10 protein-coding genes and 1 tRNA gene are annotated in these 15267 nt (G+C 55.6%); 8 read left to right on the top strand and 3 right to left on the bottom strand.

The annotated features are described in order from the left end of the window. The first annotated feature begins 6 nt into the window (after positions 1 to 6). Positions 7 to 3627: a helicase gene (locus tag D2E25_RS07535; protein ID WP_125981417.1), complete on the top strand. Its 3621-nt coding sequence runs from the start codon at positions 7 to 9 to the stop codon at positions 3625 to 3627. Between the two features lie 149 nt (positions 3628 to 3776). Further along, positions 3777 to 3923 carry a BAG family molecular chaperone regulator 5 gene (locus D2E25_RS10915; RefSeq protein WP_206430757.1) on the top strand — a complete coding sequence of 49 codons (147 nt, stop codon included), beginning with the start codon at positions 3777 to 3779 and terminating at the stop codon, positions 3921 to 3923. 20 nt (positions 3924 to 3943) lie between these two features. On the opposite strand, the gene D2E25_RS07525 is transcribed toward D2E25_RS10915, so the two are convergent. The 3 genes from D2E25_RS07525 to D2E25_RS07515 all read right to left on the bottom strand — a co-directional run bounded on the left by D2E25_RS07525 (position 3944) and on the right by D2E25_RS07515 (position 6189). Continuing rightward, positions 3944 to 4969: an SAF domain-containing protein gene (locus tag D2E25_RS07525; RefSeq protein ID WP_125981415.1), complete on the bottom strand. Its 1026-nt coding sequence runs from the start codon at positions 4967 to 4969 to the stop codon at positions 3944 to 3946. A 165-nt stretch (positions 4970 to 5134) separates the two neighbouring features. Beyond that, positions 5135 to 5332 (bottom strand): FmdB family zinc ribbon protein, encoded by a 198-nt coding sequence (locus D2E25_RS07520; protein ID WP_125981413.1) that lies wholly within the window; start codon positions 5330 to 5332, stop codon positions 5135 to 5137. A gap of 77 nt (positions 5333 to 5409) precedes the next feature. Next, the gene (locus D2E25_RS07515; RefSeq protein WP_125981411.1) at positions 5410 to 6189 is read right to left on the bottom strand and encodes a 5-formyltetrahydrofolate cyclo-ligase; all 780 of its coding nucleotides are present in this window, start codon (positions 6187 to 6189) and stop codon (positions 5410 to 5412) included. Between the two features lie 57 nt (positions 6190 to 6246). On the opposite strand from D2E25_RS07515, the gene D2E25_RS07510 reads away from it, so the two are divergent. The 6 genes from D2E25_RS07510 (at position 6247) to D2E25_RS07485 (ending at position 15266) form a co-directional block, all read left to right on the top strand. Then, positions 6247 to 6906, top strand: a complete 660-nt coding sequence (locus D2E25_RS07510; RefSeq protein WP_125981408.1) for a GNAT family N-acetyltransferase — start codon at positions 6247 to 6249, stop codon at positions 6904 to 6906. 39 nt (positions 6907 to 6945) lie between these two features. Further along, positions 6946 to 8385 carry a hypothetical protein gene (locus tag D2E25_RS07505; RefSeq protein ID WP_125981406.1) on the top strand — a complete coding sequence of 480 codons (1440 nt, stop codon included), beginning with the start codon at positions 6946 to 6948 and terminating at the stop codon, positions 8383 to 8385. Between the two features lie 185 nt (positions 8386 to 8570). After that, on the top strand, positions 8571 to 8864 hold the full coding sequence (groES, locus tag D2E25_RS07500) for a co-chaperone GroES (protein ID WP_003814450.1): 294 nt from the start codon (positions 8571 to 8573) through the stop codon (positions 8862 to 8864). 239 nt (positions 8865 to 9103) lie between these two features. Continuing rightward, on the top strand, positions 9104 to 10117 hold the full coding sequence (locus D2E25_RS07495; protein WP_241217092.1) for an AAA family ATPase: 1014 nt from the start codon (positions 9104 to 9106) through the stop codon (positions 10115 to 10117). Between the two features lie 114 nt (positions 10118 to 10231). Next, positions 10232 to 14998, top strand: a complete 4767-nt coding sequence (locus D2E25_RS07490; RefSeq protein WP_164514765.1) for a transglutaminaseTgpA domain-containing protein — start codon at positions 10232 to 10234, stop codon at positions 14996 to 14998. A 186-nt stretch (positions 14999 to 15184) separates the two neighbouring features. Further along, positions 15185 to 15266: transfer RNA gene (locus tag D2E25_RS07485), tRNA-Tyr, on the top strand. The last annotated feature ends 1 nt before the right edge of the window (position 15267 follow it).

The raw sequence follows: 15267 nt of genomic DNA, 5'->3' as shown, positions 1-15267 counted from the left end.
GAATTCATGAGCGAGAGCACTCAGCAGGCGAACGGTTCGCTTGAGCGCATGCGGCAGTGGCATGAGCAATATCGCAGTGGTCTTGTGCCGTCGCCATTGGAAGACATTAACCAGCTTGGCGCCAAACTCGACCTGACTCACGCGCATCCGTCTGGTATTGCGCAACTGTTCGCAGGCGGTCACGCGTCGCTGGATCTGCTCTTCCGCGACAATGGCATGCTGCGCGCTGCCAATCGTCGACTTGAACGCGTACTGGACGATCAGGCAGCGAAACTGCGTATTAGCGGCGTGGCAGAATTGTCGCTCATTGTTGGCGTAGCCACGTGGACGGATAATTCCATGCCGGTACTGCTGTATCCGGTTGCCGTTCAGCCTGGCAGCGATGATGGGACTGCTGCGACAATCCGCTTTATCGGGCACGTGCGCTTGAATCCGGCGTTTGTTTCCGCGATGCATGGCCAGCATGTTGCTATCGACGAGCATGAGCTGTTCAATGGCGCCAACTATGAGAGCGGCACGCCAGAAACATCCGCTGTATTCGCGGCGATTGGTCGGCTCGCATCTGAAGCATTCCCTGATTTCGCTATTGAACGTCAGATTATGCTCGGCTGCTTTATGTCGCCTGATTCGCTGATTTTGGCGGAAAGCCAGCATATTATCGACCAACTCAAAGACGGCCCGACTGGTAACACTGTGCTTGATGCGCTCGCAGGCAATACAGATGCTGCGGCTGCGCTCAAAGATGGCAATACGCCCGCGTACAGTCCGTTTGATGCTGACCCGCACAGTGAATTTGAAGTCGGTGATGTCGACAACACGGTTCGTTATGCTGCTGAAATCGCTGCTGCCGGCCACTCGGTGGCTGTAGACGTTACGTCCGGCCGTGATACTGCCGATCAGGCTGCCGCTATTGCTTCACGCTGTGTGATGAACGGTCGCAGTGTGCTGTATGTGCCGTGCGTGGCTGATCAAAAGCGACGTTTCCGCCAGGCGATCAATGCTAATGAGCTTTCCGGCCAAGTCTTGGACGTGGCTGATGAGCGGGGCAACGCTAATATTGATCGTCAGCTTATCGCCGCTGTCAGTTTCCAGCCGGGCGTTGCAAGCTCTCGTTTTGATCAGCTTGCAGACGAGCTTGTTGGCGTTCGTTCGCGACTGACGCGCTATTTGGGCGATTTGCATTCTGTTGACAAGCAATGGGGTGTTTCCGCCTACCAAACCATTCAAAACTTGGCGAGCATTGCCACATTGCCAACACATCCGGCAACGCGTGTGCGGTTAAGCCAGCAGGCTGCTCGCGCGTTAAATGGCAACCTCGAAGAATGGTCTGGTAAGTTGCGCCGTGCTGGCGAACTTGGCGAATACACGCTTGGCCCTGAAGATACTGCATGGTTCAAAGCTTCCATTACCTCCGAAGAGGAAGCTGTAACCGTATACCAGCGCGTGGTTGATCTGCTGCGCAAACTGCTGCCGCTCACTCGCGAACAGGTTGCCTCCACCGTACAAGCATGCGGCTTCCCGATCCCTAACACTGCGCAAGAGTGGGGGCGCCAAGTCATGGTGCTCAAGAATCTGCGCCGCGTATTGGACGTGTTCCAGCCGGAGATCTTCGAGCGTGACATTGATTCAATGATCGAAGCAAGCAAATCCAAAGCTGATCGCAAGGCTGAAGGCACGACGATTGGCTTCTGGGAGCGTCGCCGTCACGTTAAGGAAGCGAAGAGCCTGCTGCGCGTGGGCGCACAGGTTGAAAACCTGCATGATGCGCTGCAAGTCGTTGCTAAGCAGGCTGCCCAGTGGCGCATGTTTGTGCCGCATGGTGGCTGGCCAGTGTTGCCGCCTAAGCTGGACGATATTATCGCCACGCAAGAGGAACTCGCCCGTGATCTGACCGCACTCGACGCAGTGTTGGCAACCACGGTGCAGGGTGGCAATCTGGAAACGCTCGACTTTGTCAAAGTTGAAGAGCGTCTCAAAGCACTGTTTGACGACCATATTGCGCTCGACACGTTGCCGGAACGCTGCCGTTTGGAACAGGAATTTGCTACTGCGGGACTTAACGAGCTTGTTGACGATCTGCATACGCGTCGCGTAGCTGTTGACGCAGTAGACGGTGAGCTGCAACTTGCATGGTGGACTACCGTTTTTGAGAACATTGTGCGCGCTTCTGCGATCATCTCCAACCAAGACGGTTCAGCATTGCAAACTGCCGCAGACCGTTTCGCACAAGTGGATGTCGAACATGTGCGTTCGATCGGCCCGATGGTCGCACAAGAGTCTATGCGTCGCCTATGTGACATGCTGTTCTCACGCACGCAGGAAGCGAACCAGCTGCACACTGCACTGGCTAGCAAAACGCGTATTCCGCTGAGCCGTATTCGCAAGGACCATCCCGAAATCCTTGCTGCTGCAAAGCCGATTATCGTAGCAACACCTGCAACACTTGCCGCGCTAACTGAGCCATCAACGCTGACCGACGTGGTAATTATCGATGCTGCAGCACACTTGCCTGCCATCCAACTACTCACCATCGTGTGCCGTGCACGCCAAGTCGTCGTGCTCGCGCACAAAGATACCGTAACCTCACCAAGCGTTGCCGCACTGATCGAGCTGCTGCCATGCGTACACGTGCGCACGCATTCGGTACGCCGCTCACCACGCCTATCCGCATTCCTCGAATCGCACGGCTACGGCGAGATCAGCTACGACGTCACTACTGACGGTTCGCAAGGCAAAGTCCACTTCCACAAGGTCGAAGACGCTAACGGTACTCCAGTAATGGCTACCGGACTGGTAGAAAGCAGTCAGCAGGAAATCGACGAAGTCGTTCGCCTCATTACCGAACGCGCCGCCGGATTCAGCGTCGTACCAATCAGTTACACGCTTGGCGTTGTCACCTTGACGGAAGTCTTCCGCGCTCGCCTTGGTGCTGAACTCAAATCACTGGCAGTACGCAACGAGGCAATGGGCAAATTCCTACGCCACGTTCGCCTTATCAGCATTAACGAAGTTGCCGGCGCTCAAGCAACGGATGTCATCCTTTCGCTGTGCTATGCCAAAACCGTGCACGGTCGTCTGCTCCAACAGTTCGGCCTGCTCGAAAGCGAAGGCGGCCGAGGCATGCTGCTCGACGCGCTTGCACTCGCTGATCGTCATCTCGACATCGTGTCCGCATTCGGTTCCGACGACTTGGACGACGAACGCCTGCACCAGCCTGGCCCCAAGCTGCTCAAGACCATGTTGCGTTGGGTTGAGCAAGTTGACGACACTGTGGTACGTCCAGAACTCGTTGAGCGTTCGCAGAACGTGCTCTTCAACGACCTTGCGGAACGTATTCGCGCTCGCGGACTCAACGTGGCTGTCGAATATGGTTTCGACAAGGGACTGCGCATCCCACTGGTTGTCGGGGTGGGAGACAAGCCGTATGCCCTTGCTGTGCTTACCGATGATTCGCAATTCATGAGCGTGCAATCCACTCGTGAACGCCACCGTGTGATGATGCAAGACCTGTCTTCACTCGGCTGGTCAGTAATGACCGTGTGGAGCGTTGGCGCCTTCGTCAACCCGGATAAAGAAGTCGACCAAATCGTCTCGCGCATTAGCGAAATCTACGGTGAAGGCCGGTGATTCCAGCAATGAGCGATACCGAAAACGCTAGCAATATGGCGAGTAGCAGTGCCACTGCTGAAGGTGGTGACACTGCTGCCGCGCACACTGCTGAAACACGACCGTACTCTGCAACCCGCCGCACGCCGCGCCGCCATCGCCGTGTAGTAATGACTGGCACTGAACGGTTCGACGCTGATGGCGTCAAACTCGAGCCAAGCGATATGCGCACCGAACAACAGCGCGACGCTGACGACGACCAACGCATCCTCGGCGAACTGCCGCCTCACTGGGCAGTGTTCAGCGAGCGGCGCTGAACACAACCCAGTGGGCATGTTCAGCGAGCGACGGTGACGGCCATGATGGCGTTGGTTTCTTGAGCGGCCATAACTGCTAACGCATCCTCGGGAGGCATAGCAAGCGATAATACAGTGCCGCCAGTAAGGTCATTGTGACGAGGAGCAGCCATAGCAAGCGCTGCTGATGCCAGCGTGCACGGTTGACGTGCAGTCGGCACCGTGTCATCACTGTTCGCCACTGGCACCGTTGTAGGCGATGCTAATTGAGTATGCGTTGCTGAAGAACGCGCTGCTGGAGATTGCGTTACCTGAGGCTGTACAGCTTGCCCTGCTTCTGATCCACTGGGCTCAGTTGATGGATTCAGTGTGTGATTGTTAGGTTCAATGGCTGTTTGTTGTTCTCCTTCCTGCCCAGTGAGTTCCATTTGTTGTGCGGCTTCATTGCCGGTAGTACTACTTGCGTTATTGCCAGCGTCATTGCTGGCATTGTCATCGTCAGTATTGGTGTTTTGCGTGCTGCCTGACTCGGCTGGACTCGTAGTATCAGCGTCATCAGCAGCATCGCTGTCGGCACCGCTATCATCACTGTCAGCAGATTCACTATCCGCAGTGGAACAATCGAGATTAGTTACTAAATCGACAATGTCGCCAGCAATCAGTTCGCCGGATGAGCTTGCTAAGCTCACGTCAATCGTCGTATATCCATCTGGTATCACCGGTTGCAGGGCAATCATCGATGCCAATACGGGTTGCCCACGTGCCAACGGCACTTGTGCAATCTGCCCAGAAGCTTGATCAACGCGAGATAATGAGCCAGACCATATGGCAGAAGCAGGAATCTCTACGATGCGAACATCGCTGCCAGTGAGCGCAGCCCCACGTTCAATAGCGCGTGCCGCCACCACAACTGGTTGCGTGCCAACACCGGCCACAATGCATTGCAATGCCGCAAATACCGCCGTTCCAGCGCAGCAAGCGATCGCAAGGCGCCTCGCCAACGCCAATCCACGCCGTTGGCGGAGTGTGCCTCGCCAAGTGAGGTTAGATAAAGAAAAGGTCACCATATCGCTATGGTGACCTCAGATAGTACAGCGGTGCAAGCTGAAACGGGGTATGTGGTCGAAGGCTCAGGAGTTATCCACAATATGGGCGTGTCACATATGCGCATATGTGAATCACAGCACGCAGATGCAACCCCAACCCTACAGTGAATATTCCGCGGGATCGTCTCACTTGGTGGACGAGCCACTGCCTCCATCCGTACGGTAGAAGCCATGACCCTTGAACTCGATCGGCACGGCCGAGTACACCTTACGCACCTGCTCCTCGTGGCACTCAGGGCACACAGTAATCGGGGCGTCATCAAACGACTGGTGCTCAGTGAAATCGTATCCGCAGTTCTTGCAGCGGTAATGATAGGTAGGCAACGGTTCCTCCAACAAAGCTATAGTCTCTTGGCATTCGCGCATACAAAGTGGCATACGCATTCAAGTCCGTTCATATCCTAGTCATTGCCCTGACACAGTGGCCTCGGCGAATATCCTTCTGGCGTAAGTACGCCATCCACTGGAACATCATGATCTTCTCGTGGCAGCGGGTCACATAGCGTCTCCCACGGCCAGCACACGGCAATTACGCGTACACCGTCTCTGCGGAACGCCAGCGCGCGGTCATACCAGCCGCCGCCACGGCCAAGTCGTACGCCGAGCGCATCCACTGCCAAAGCGGGCACAATCACCAAGTCAGCTTGTGCCAGTGCTTGCGGCCCCAACACTTCAGTATCGGGTTCCTGCGGGCGGTGCGAAACATGCGTGCCAACAGCAGAAGCAGTGCTTTGCTGCGGCTCGGCATTCGCCCCGCTCACGTTGCCCGCTGGTACAGCTGGCACATCGCGCAGCGTATCCATGTCATTGAGCTCGCTCCAGCCAACATCAAGTCCAGTTCCCAGGCGCGGCACAAGCACACGGCAACCGGCGTCCAGCAGTACGCGCAGCAGTCCATCCATCGCAATTTCGCTGCCCATTGACACATACGCAGCAACTGTAGGCGCACAGTTTGGCGCAGCATCGTCTTGTTCGCTTTCGCAGGCGGCGTGCAGTAATTCGTCGATTAATGATTGTGCTGCGTTTGCCAGCGCAGCCGCGGCAGTTGCGCGATCATCGGCAGGTACTGCTTTACGCCGTGCTATAGCCGCTTTACGCAGTGGGCGCTTGCGGGAGGCGACAGTATCACTGAGATGCTGGTCATGCTCTGGATCGTGTTCTTGCGCGGAAAAAAACGTCATAGTCACGTTCTAACACGGCAAGGTATCCAACATGTGCCGCAATGGCACAATGGGGGAGTGTCTGTTTTCCAATCACTGCGAGCAGCGCTAACATCGTCGAGCGCGAACGCCATCCGCGTCCCGCGCCGCATTGCTATGCCTGAGTGCCCGCTTGCATTGCGTCCAATTACTCCAGACGATGAAGAGGAATGGAATGAAGTGCGATGGCGCAATGATGATTGGTTGCGCCCCTGGGAATCCGGCGACCCAATGCACGGCCCAGGCTTGTCGTACAACCAGTGGATGCAACGCCAACGTCGCAATGAGCAAGAGGGGCGCGGCGTTGTGTTTGTGATGGAACATCGCTCGCGCATTGTCGGCCAAATCTCGCTAGGAGCAATCAATCTTGGCTCAATGCGCACTGGCATCATCGGCTACTGGGTGGATCAATGCCAGGCAGGTCATGGTTTTGCGCCGATGGCAGTGTGTTTACTTGCCGACTGGGCAATGCTCGATCCAAACGGACTGCACCTGCATCGGCTTGAGATTGCACTGCTGCCAGAAAATGAGCGTTCACGCAGTGTGGCGCTCAAAGTTGGTGCGCGATATGAAGGCATTCGACACCGTTATATGTTTGTTAACGGGCGCTGGCGTGATCATGAAACGTACAGTCTGCTCGCAGAAGATGCTGATGGTGGATTCACACGGCGTTTTATGGCTCGACACGCCATGCCGTAATCAGTGCAATGGTTAGGGGTGTCTCCTATTCTTAAGGACATGGATTATGAGTCACTAAGCACCATCATCGTGCTGGTGATTCTGGTGATTATCGCAGTTGGCTGGTTGCCCAGGCGAACGGTCAACGGCATGAAACGAGTGGTCGAGCACCGCGAGGATCGGTATTCATCATCGCTGCATCTGGTAGATGCGTCGAGTGGTACGCGATTCTCCGACGAGCGTACGCCGCGGTCGAAAGGGGCAATTATGCAGCCGGTGCAGACGGACACGGCGAAGCTTTCGCCTTCGAAGGTGGCGCATATTCGCCAGCTGCGTCGCGCAGCGTTCCGTCGTCGCAGGATTCTAGTGGGTGCATTATTGGCGGTTACGCTGCTGGTTGTGGTGCTGGCAGTAACGTTGCATTTTAGCGCGCTGTTTGCGCTGATTCCTGGTGCTGCATTGGCGCTGGTGTTGGCATTCGGCGTTCGTGCGTCTCGTCATGCGCGTGCTTGGGAGCAGGAAGTTGCTCGAGCACGACGTTTGCGTACGCGCGCACAGCGTGATGCGGCCGCCGCCTCGGCTACGCGACGCCCTCAGGTGAGTCAGACAGCGTCTGCTGCCCCTGCAGAAAGCGACCATGCCGATGCTACCGGAGTCAAAACCGATGTGATGGAAGGGCGGGAGATCCGCCAGGCTTTGCGCCGAGCTGAAATGGAACAACAGCGTGCACTCGCAGCACGCGAAGCGCGCAGGAATGAACGTGCACAGCAGGAGGCTGCAGCTCGAGCTGAAACTGAGGCTGCCTCTGCAAGTGAGCCGCAGATTGTGGATGCTGAAGGGGCCCGCGATTCTGCTGAAGTCTCGGCTGTAGCCCAGCAGCCTGCGGATGCCATGCCGCAGCAGACCGTTGATGTGGCAGCGGGTGATTCCGCCGGTTCTGCGGTGAATGCTGCGGATAGTGCTGATGCTTCTGCTGAAGTGGTAGTGGTTGACGGCGCTGAGCGTACTGGTGATTTGACTACTGAACTGCATCAGGTGCACCCGGCTGCGGCTTTGGACGCTTTTGAAGTGGCAGCTTCGCAGGATCTTATTTCCTTCTCGCTGGGCGCGCCGCGCAATGGTGTTGAACATCGTGCTGCTGAACCGGAAAGCTTGGAAATCAAGTCAACGAAGCAGGTAGCTAAGGCTGTGCCGGTTGCTGAACCGGCAGCTGTGGATACTGCTGATGATGCGGTGGCGCATGATACGTCGACGGTTGCGGCAGATCAGGCTGAAGCTGTACCAGCGGAAGCACAGAGTGAAGCACAGGATGCTGCTGAGGCGTCTGATGAGAACAGCGCGGATGCGACTGGTGCTGCATTGATGGCCTCGAATGAGATGGTCAACGATACGGCTGCATTCCACGAGACCGAAATGGCATCCTCAGTGGACGCGCCGGCAGCAACTTCTGACTCGTTGGGTACCGGTTTGGAAGCGATCCTCGCACGGCGTTCCGCCTGACAAGAGGCTCGGTGTAGCGGTTTTCTCTCACAGCGTTAGCACTCGAGTTGGCAGAGTGCTAATAATCGCGCTACGATGTGTACCAGCGCGAAGGGATGTCGCCCGAAGTGATCGTCAGCCTCTGAACAGCAATGTCCCGGCGCGGAACCATTCGAATGATATCTAGAAACACGAGGTGATCCACAGTGTCGATCAAGCTCACACCGTTGGAAGATAAGATCATCGTCAAGCAGGCCGCTGCCGAAACCCAGACCGCTTCCGGTCTGTTCATTCCGGACAACGCCAAGGAGAAGCCGCAGCAGGGTGAAGTGCTGGCTGTTGGCCCGGGCCGTCGCGACGACAAGGGCGAGCGCATCCCGATGGATGTCAAGGTTGGCGACAAGGTGCTGTACTCCAAGTACGGCGGCACTGAAGTGCACTACGAGGGTGAGGACTACCTGATCGTTTCCTCTCGTGACGTGCTCGCCATTCTTGGCTGATGTCAGTCTTGTCGACTGATTGATTGCGTACGAAGGCCTCTGGCTCATAAGAGCTGGAGGCCTTCGTGTATGTTGCACAACTGTATGGTGTGCAACATGGTGAAAACGTACAGTAGTACACGCCGCGCAGTAGGCGGTACCGTAGGCAACACGCCGTTTCATGTTCAAGCGCATAGCAGAATGGGTAATCCCATCGCGGTATACTGGCAATAGTTGCAGAGTCGCAAATGCAGGGGGACATGATGGACGACATCGCGAATGCTCATACCTTTAGCACTGATCATGCCCGCCCGGAAGAATCTATTACCACGATTGTGGATGCTCTTGCGGCAGTCCTGTCATGTTCGCGCGATGTGATTGAGCTGGCTGTTGCCACATTCGTTGCAGGTGGTCATCTGCTGCTTGAAGACGTGCCAGGCGTGGGTAAAACCACACTGGCTCGTGCACTGAGTATTGCGATTGGCGGCTCTTCGCATCGTATTCAGTTCACGCCGGATTTGCTGCCAAGCGACCTGACGGGTGTGAGTGTGTACTCACAGGCTACGGGCTGTTTTGATTTTCACCCAGGCCCACTGTTTGCCAATATTGTGATTGCTGATGAGGTGAATCGTGCTAATCCGAAAGCACAGTCTGCCATGCTTGAAGCAATGGGGGAGCGGCGCATTAGCGTTGACGGCAATACGTACGACTTGCCTGACCCGTATTTTGTTGTTGCCACGCAGAACCCGATTGAGCTTGAAGGCACGTATCCGCTGCCGGAAGCACAATTGGATCGTTTTATGACGTGTATGAGTTTTGGCTATCCAAGTGCGTCTGCGGAAGCGGCAATGCTTACTGGCGAGCACACGTTTGAACCATTGGCAACACTGCGCCAAGTGTGCACGATTGAACAGATTCGATGGCTGCGCGCTGAATGCCGCAAAGTGATGTTGGCTAGCCCGCTGGCGGATTACATCGTCGCCTTGGTGACGGCGACTCGCGATCATGATGGTGTGCGATATGGTGCTTCTCCGCGAGGCAGCCTCAATATTGCAGCTTTGGCTCGCGCGAGAGCATTAGCTGAGGGGCGCGGGTTTGTAATGGCTGACGATGTGCAAGCGGTGGCCGTGCCAGTGTTGGCACATCGACTGGTACTCAGCGAGACAGGATACGGTTTATCGTCAATGGAACATGCGCGAGCAGTGATTGACGACATCGTTGACCGTACACCAGTGCCGCGAGCAGATGCAGCGCGCGCATCTGCGGTGAGATAGTAGACGATCATGTCACCAGCAAGGCATACGCGCAGAGTACATACAGCGAAGAGCAAGACAGCTGTTCGGCAATCTGCTGCGCCTGCTGTGCGCTGGCATAACAGGATTATGCGTGTGACTGATAGGCGAGACGCGGCGCATCGTTATTGGATTCGCCATGGTTGTATTCGACCTACAGTAGGTGGCATCACTGTTGCAGTGTTTGCTGCGATTGCTTGGTATGCGGGCTTGCTGCTTGATGATCGTGCGCTTATGGCTGCGGCGCTTACCCTAACAATTATTTGGGGCGTGGCGTTACTGTTAGCAATTGCACAGTGGGCGCTGATGCGCCCGAATGCGCTTGCGCAACATAGCGAATGGGTAACGCCTGAACGCAATGAGAGCCGTACCAGCAGCAGAGATAATACTGATCAATCGATAGCGCATGGCATTCGCGGCGCGTGTATACGACTGTTGGGGCGGTTACGTGCGTATCATCAGCAGCGTGGCAGCAGAGTAGATTTCGTAGCGCCGATTGCTGTTGCTTCGCGGATTCAACGCATCCTACTGCCGGCGAGCGTGCAATTCCGCCGGCAGTTTGAACAGTTGGATCAAGATGGGCGGGTTGTTGACCGTCTCAGTGGAGCATTGCCGCAATGCCGCGGATGGTATCGCTGCTTGTCTGTCGTGGCGCGATGGCATGAACCGTTTAACTTGTTTGCACTACGACGAGTATTTACTGACGATGGTGAAGCGATCGTTCTGCCAGAACAGGCTGACGACTCATCGAATGGCATGAGAGCCATTGATGAGCGGCTACAAGGGCAATCACAAACTGAAAACGCTGGCAGTGTACGCGCCTATCAGCCCGGAGACCCACCCAAACTGATCTCATGGAAGCAAACTGCGCATCGCGGGACGCTGATGACTCGCGAAACCGGACGCGACGTGCGATCCACCGTCATTATCGTGCTTGATACGCGCAATGACGACAATGACCCAGCGCTCAGCGATGATCTGCGCACGTTGTCGAGTGAGGCAAACGAGGTAGCAGGCACAAACGTGATAAGCGATGAGGATGTTAACGCTGAAGTACTCGCCGCATGGTCACTATTGCGTCAGCCCACCAATGGCGGAGAGCGGCGAATAGTCGTAACAGACGGTGTGCGCATTGGCTACGACACAACCGATGCGATGCGATTGCTTGCCGCATGCCGACCAATCACACCGACTGATACTGCCGACACTGCGCATGGCAAAGACGAGCACGATGCTGCTGCAGCGAGTACAGCAGTGAAACTCACCAGTGTTGTTGCTGCCACGCAATCGTCTTCGTCAGCGTCAGCGTCTTCGTCAGTGTCGTCGGCGTGGTCTTCGGCATCTAGCCGCGCGGATGCGGTTTCGCAACTGGCTGCAGAACAACAAGGCGTCGTAAGCGTACTGTTACTTACGCCAAATCCACACAGCTCGTACGCGCAAGCATTACGTGCGAGCACAGTTGGCGATCGACTGCGTGTGCAGCGTACGGTGAATGCCAGTTCAGCGCAAAATCGCGTATTCCATGATGCAGTATTCCATCAGCCTGTTGTGGACGCCAAACCGTATCGCAATGCGGCATACGCAAAAACTGCTGTTCCACTATCGTGCGTGTTGAACACGTTGTGCTTATTGGTGTTCTTCGGCGTGACATTACAAGCATTAACCAGCATTATTTCTGTTAACTGGTGGCTCTGGTTTGCGGCTGCTGCGCTCGCGGGTATTAGCGTTGAAGCGAATATTCCACCTAAAACGCCCAAGCGCGAAGTCATACGCATGGTGGGAGTCATCTGTGGGATATTGATGACATGTGCGGTGCTCACCATTATTCGTATTCATGAACTTACTGGCGTATGGCTGTTTCATATTCCAGATGCGCAAACGGCATCATCTGATGGGGTTGCGAATGGAACAGTAGTGTTGCCATCCGTATGGGATTACCTCGATTTGGTGTTCTCTCGCAGTTTTGATGCGCTTATTGTTCAACTGCCGCCAGTGAAGGTGAATGCGTTGGGCGACGTACTACTGGTAGCGGTTGTTGCGGTTGTAGCGATTGTGATGCGTTGCTTGCTGGTGTGGCGTCGTATTACGCCGATACTCGCATTGCTCCCGCTCGCCACGCTTGCAGCAAGTTTTGCACTAGTTGGTACGCAATCGCAGTGGTGGCAAATCGGTGTATTGATCGTCGCATTCCTGCTATCACTATGGGCAATTCATACAGAACGCATATTGCCAGTAGTACCAGTGACTGCCTCAGTAGTCGTCACTGCAATGGTGTTGGCATTAACACCTGCTGCTGTGAGCTTCGCGTATGCAGTGCCATTATCGATTGGCGAATCGAAAGGACTGCTCTCAGCTAACACCATTAATCCAATGGTGGATCTCAAACGTTCGCTGGAAGGCGGATCTGATTCGATTGTGATGAGCTACGAGTCGCGAGAACGCCGATATTTGCGCATGACTACGCTGGACGGGTTCGACGGTGATACATGGAGTTTCGACGAGGACCTTGCTAAAGATGGCGGATTCTACGGCTCTGGCATCCAACTCGGGCGCAATGCGGACGATAACAACAGCAGCGGTAGGCAATATGGTCGTTTCAGTGCCTCATCATGGCGCCAATATATTGACAGCATGACAGCCAACCCGATGGTTGCCTACATGAGTCTGATGGGCATCATGCCAGACGGCTATTCTGCCGGCTATTCTTCAGACAGTACTTATGGAGCGTCTATGCGGGCTATTATCGGCACATTGAGCTCGCGCTTCCTGCCGGTAGCAGGCATTCCCTATAACGTAACTGGCGCCACCTCCGGGTGGATTCAATACGAGGATGGCACGGTGTATAACCGCACCGATACCACCACGCCGGACATGCAATACGGCTCGCAAGGCATATACCTCGACCCAATCTCCAGTGATGCTGGATTCCAACAAATCAGCAATATCGAAACGATGCGTGAAACGCTTATCCAGCAGGCGCAGGCTACTACCGAACAGTGGAACGATCGCACCAAGCTGCGCAAACAACTGGCTCACAACGGCGCCGGCGATATCCACGGCAACTGGCTGATGATCCCCCTTCAGCTGATCGATGGTTACCGCTTCGTCGACAGTAACGGCGAAGAGGTTGGCACCGCGCAGGTCGACGGAATCTATACCGATAAGGACGGCAAAGCAAACACCGCATACGATTTGGGATCATTCTCGGACGATTTCAAAAAACGCGTTGCGTTGAGCGACGACGACATGTACGGCGTCGCCGCCGACAAGCAAGGCAACAGCACGCTGATCCTGTCCGTCGAAAACCCGGAAGCGGTGTACTCCGGCATCGCCGCCGAGCAGAATGCGAACGGCGATATGGCCGCCTACGGCATGAACACCTATCTCGATGCGGCCACGCAGGACATGTCGAGCGTCTGCAACGCACTCGGATTGAGCGCCGGAGGACTGTCGGTGAGCTCGATGGTCAACAGTTTCGGCTATACCGAAGTGGCCGATGAGTTGACCCAAAGCGTCGCCCAAAACGACAAAGCCGTGCGCAGCCGTTACCTCGCCCTGCCCGACGAGCTGCCGAAGGAGGTTACCGACATCGTCGCACAGGCCAAGGCTGCCGGCGTGAACGTCACCGGCAGCGGATACGAGGATCAGGTTGCCGCGATGCGATGGCTGGTCGACTACTTCACTAACGAAGACAACGGGTTCACCTATTCGCTTGACGCGCCGGACGGCAACGGACGCGACAACATGGAGATGATCGGGCGGTTCCTCGAATCGAAGGCGGGCTACTGTGCGCACTACGCCTCAGCGCTCGCCGTGCTCGGCCGTGCAATGGGTGTGCCCACGCGCATGGTGCTCGGCTACAACAAGGGCGTTGGGGCGGCCAATGCTGACGGTGAATATGATGTTGCGGCCAAGCAATTGCATTCGTGGGTTGAAGCATATATCAGCGGAATCGGCTGGATTCCATTCGATGTGACACCCGCCAGCGTCGATAACGGCAGTGCTGAGAGCCAAACAGCAGCGAATACGGACAGCAACGCTACGCAGGATCAAAACAGCGATTCTTCTCCGCAGCAGCAAGATTCCGCGCAGAATAACGATACGCAGCAAGATCAAACTCAGTCTGATACCACGCAGAACGAAGATCAAAGCAACACTGAAACTGGTAATGACACCAGCAAACGCCAGCAAACCAATGGTGCGAATACATCCGTTGCTGCGGTTGCTTTGCCACTATGGGCGCAAGTGCTTATGTGGCTCGTACTCGCAGCAGCGATATTATGCGCGTTGCTCGCCACGCCTTCGCTGATTCGTCAACGTCGGCGTCGCCGTCGACTAACCGCGATCGCTACGGCGGCAGCAGAAGACAATACGCCCGAAGATAACTCAGCGAATACTACGCGCGCATGGTTCGCAGCGTGGCAAGAACTTTGCGATACCGCATGGGATTATGGCGTGCGATGGAACAGTTCAGACACTGAACGCGCTATCGCATGGATTATCGCCGATGCGTTGAGCAAGCCGGACAGGGACGCTATTGCTTTGAACGATGATCTCACGCATATCTCCGATGAGCTGCCTGATAGTGCAGCCGACGAGAACTCTGCCAGTGACATCGCAGCTGATAGTGCTCCCGATCCCACGGGGGATAGGGCAAGAGACGCTGTATACCAGATCATTTGCCGTATCGCAGATCAAATTGTTGCAATCTCCTTCGGCGCATTGGATGGTGCTCCGGCAAACAAGCTCGGCGATGACCTAGCTACAGTACACGCGCTGTTTGCGCGAATCGGAACCATGCAACCGCCATTCGTTCGTCTGCGCCGTCGTCTGTTCCCCGCGTCGCTAAGACGGCGTATGTAGCAGCATAATCAGCAGCAAAAACAGCAAAAGAACAAAGATCGATCGGAGGTCACCTGCACGCTCACCACCACAAAACCCAAGAATTGCAACGAGACACGCCGTAACAGCACCGAACTTGCGAAGTCGCTCAACTCATGGCATATTATTCGAGTTGCCAATTACGGCTTAGGTCGCTTGAGGTAACACGGCGGATTTCCCAAGCGGTCAAAGGGAACTGACTGTAAATCAGTCGCCTCGTGCTTCAGTGGTTCGAATCCACTATCCGCCAC

Source organism: Bifidobacterium goeldii (assembly GCF_003951095.1).
Lineage (GTDB): Bacteria > Actinomycetota > Actinomycetes > Actinomycetales > Bifidobacteriaceae > Bifidobacterium > Bifidobacterium goeldii.
This window is presented reverse-complemented; position numbering and strand designations above follow the sequence as displayed.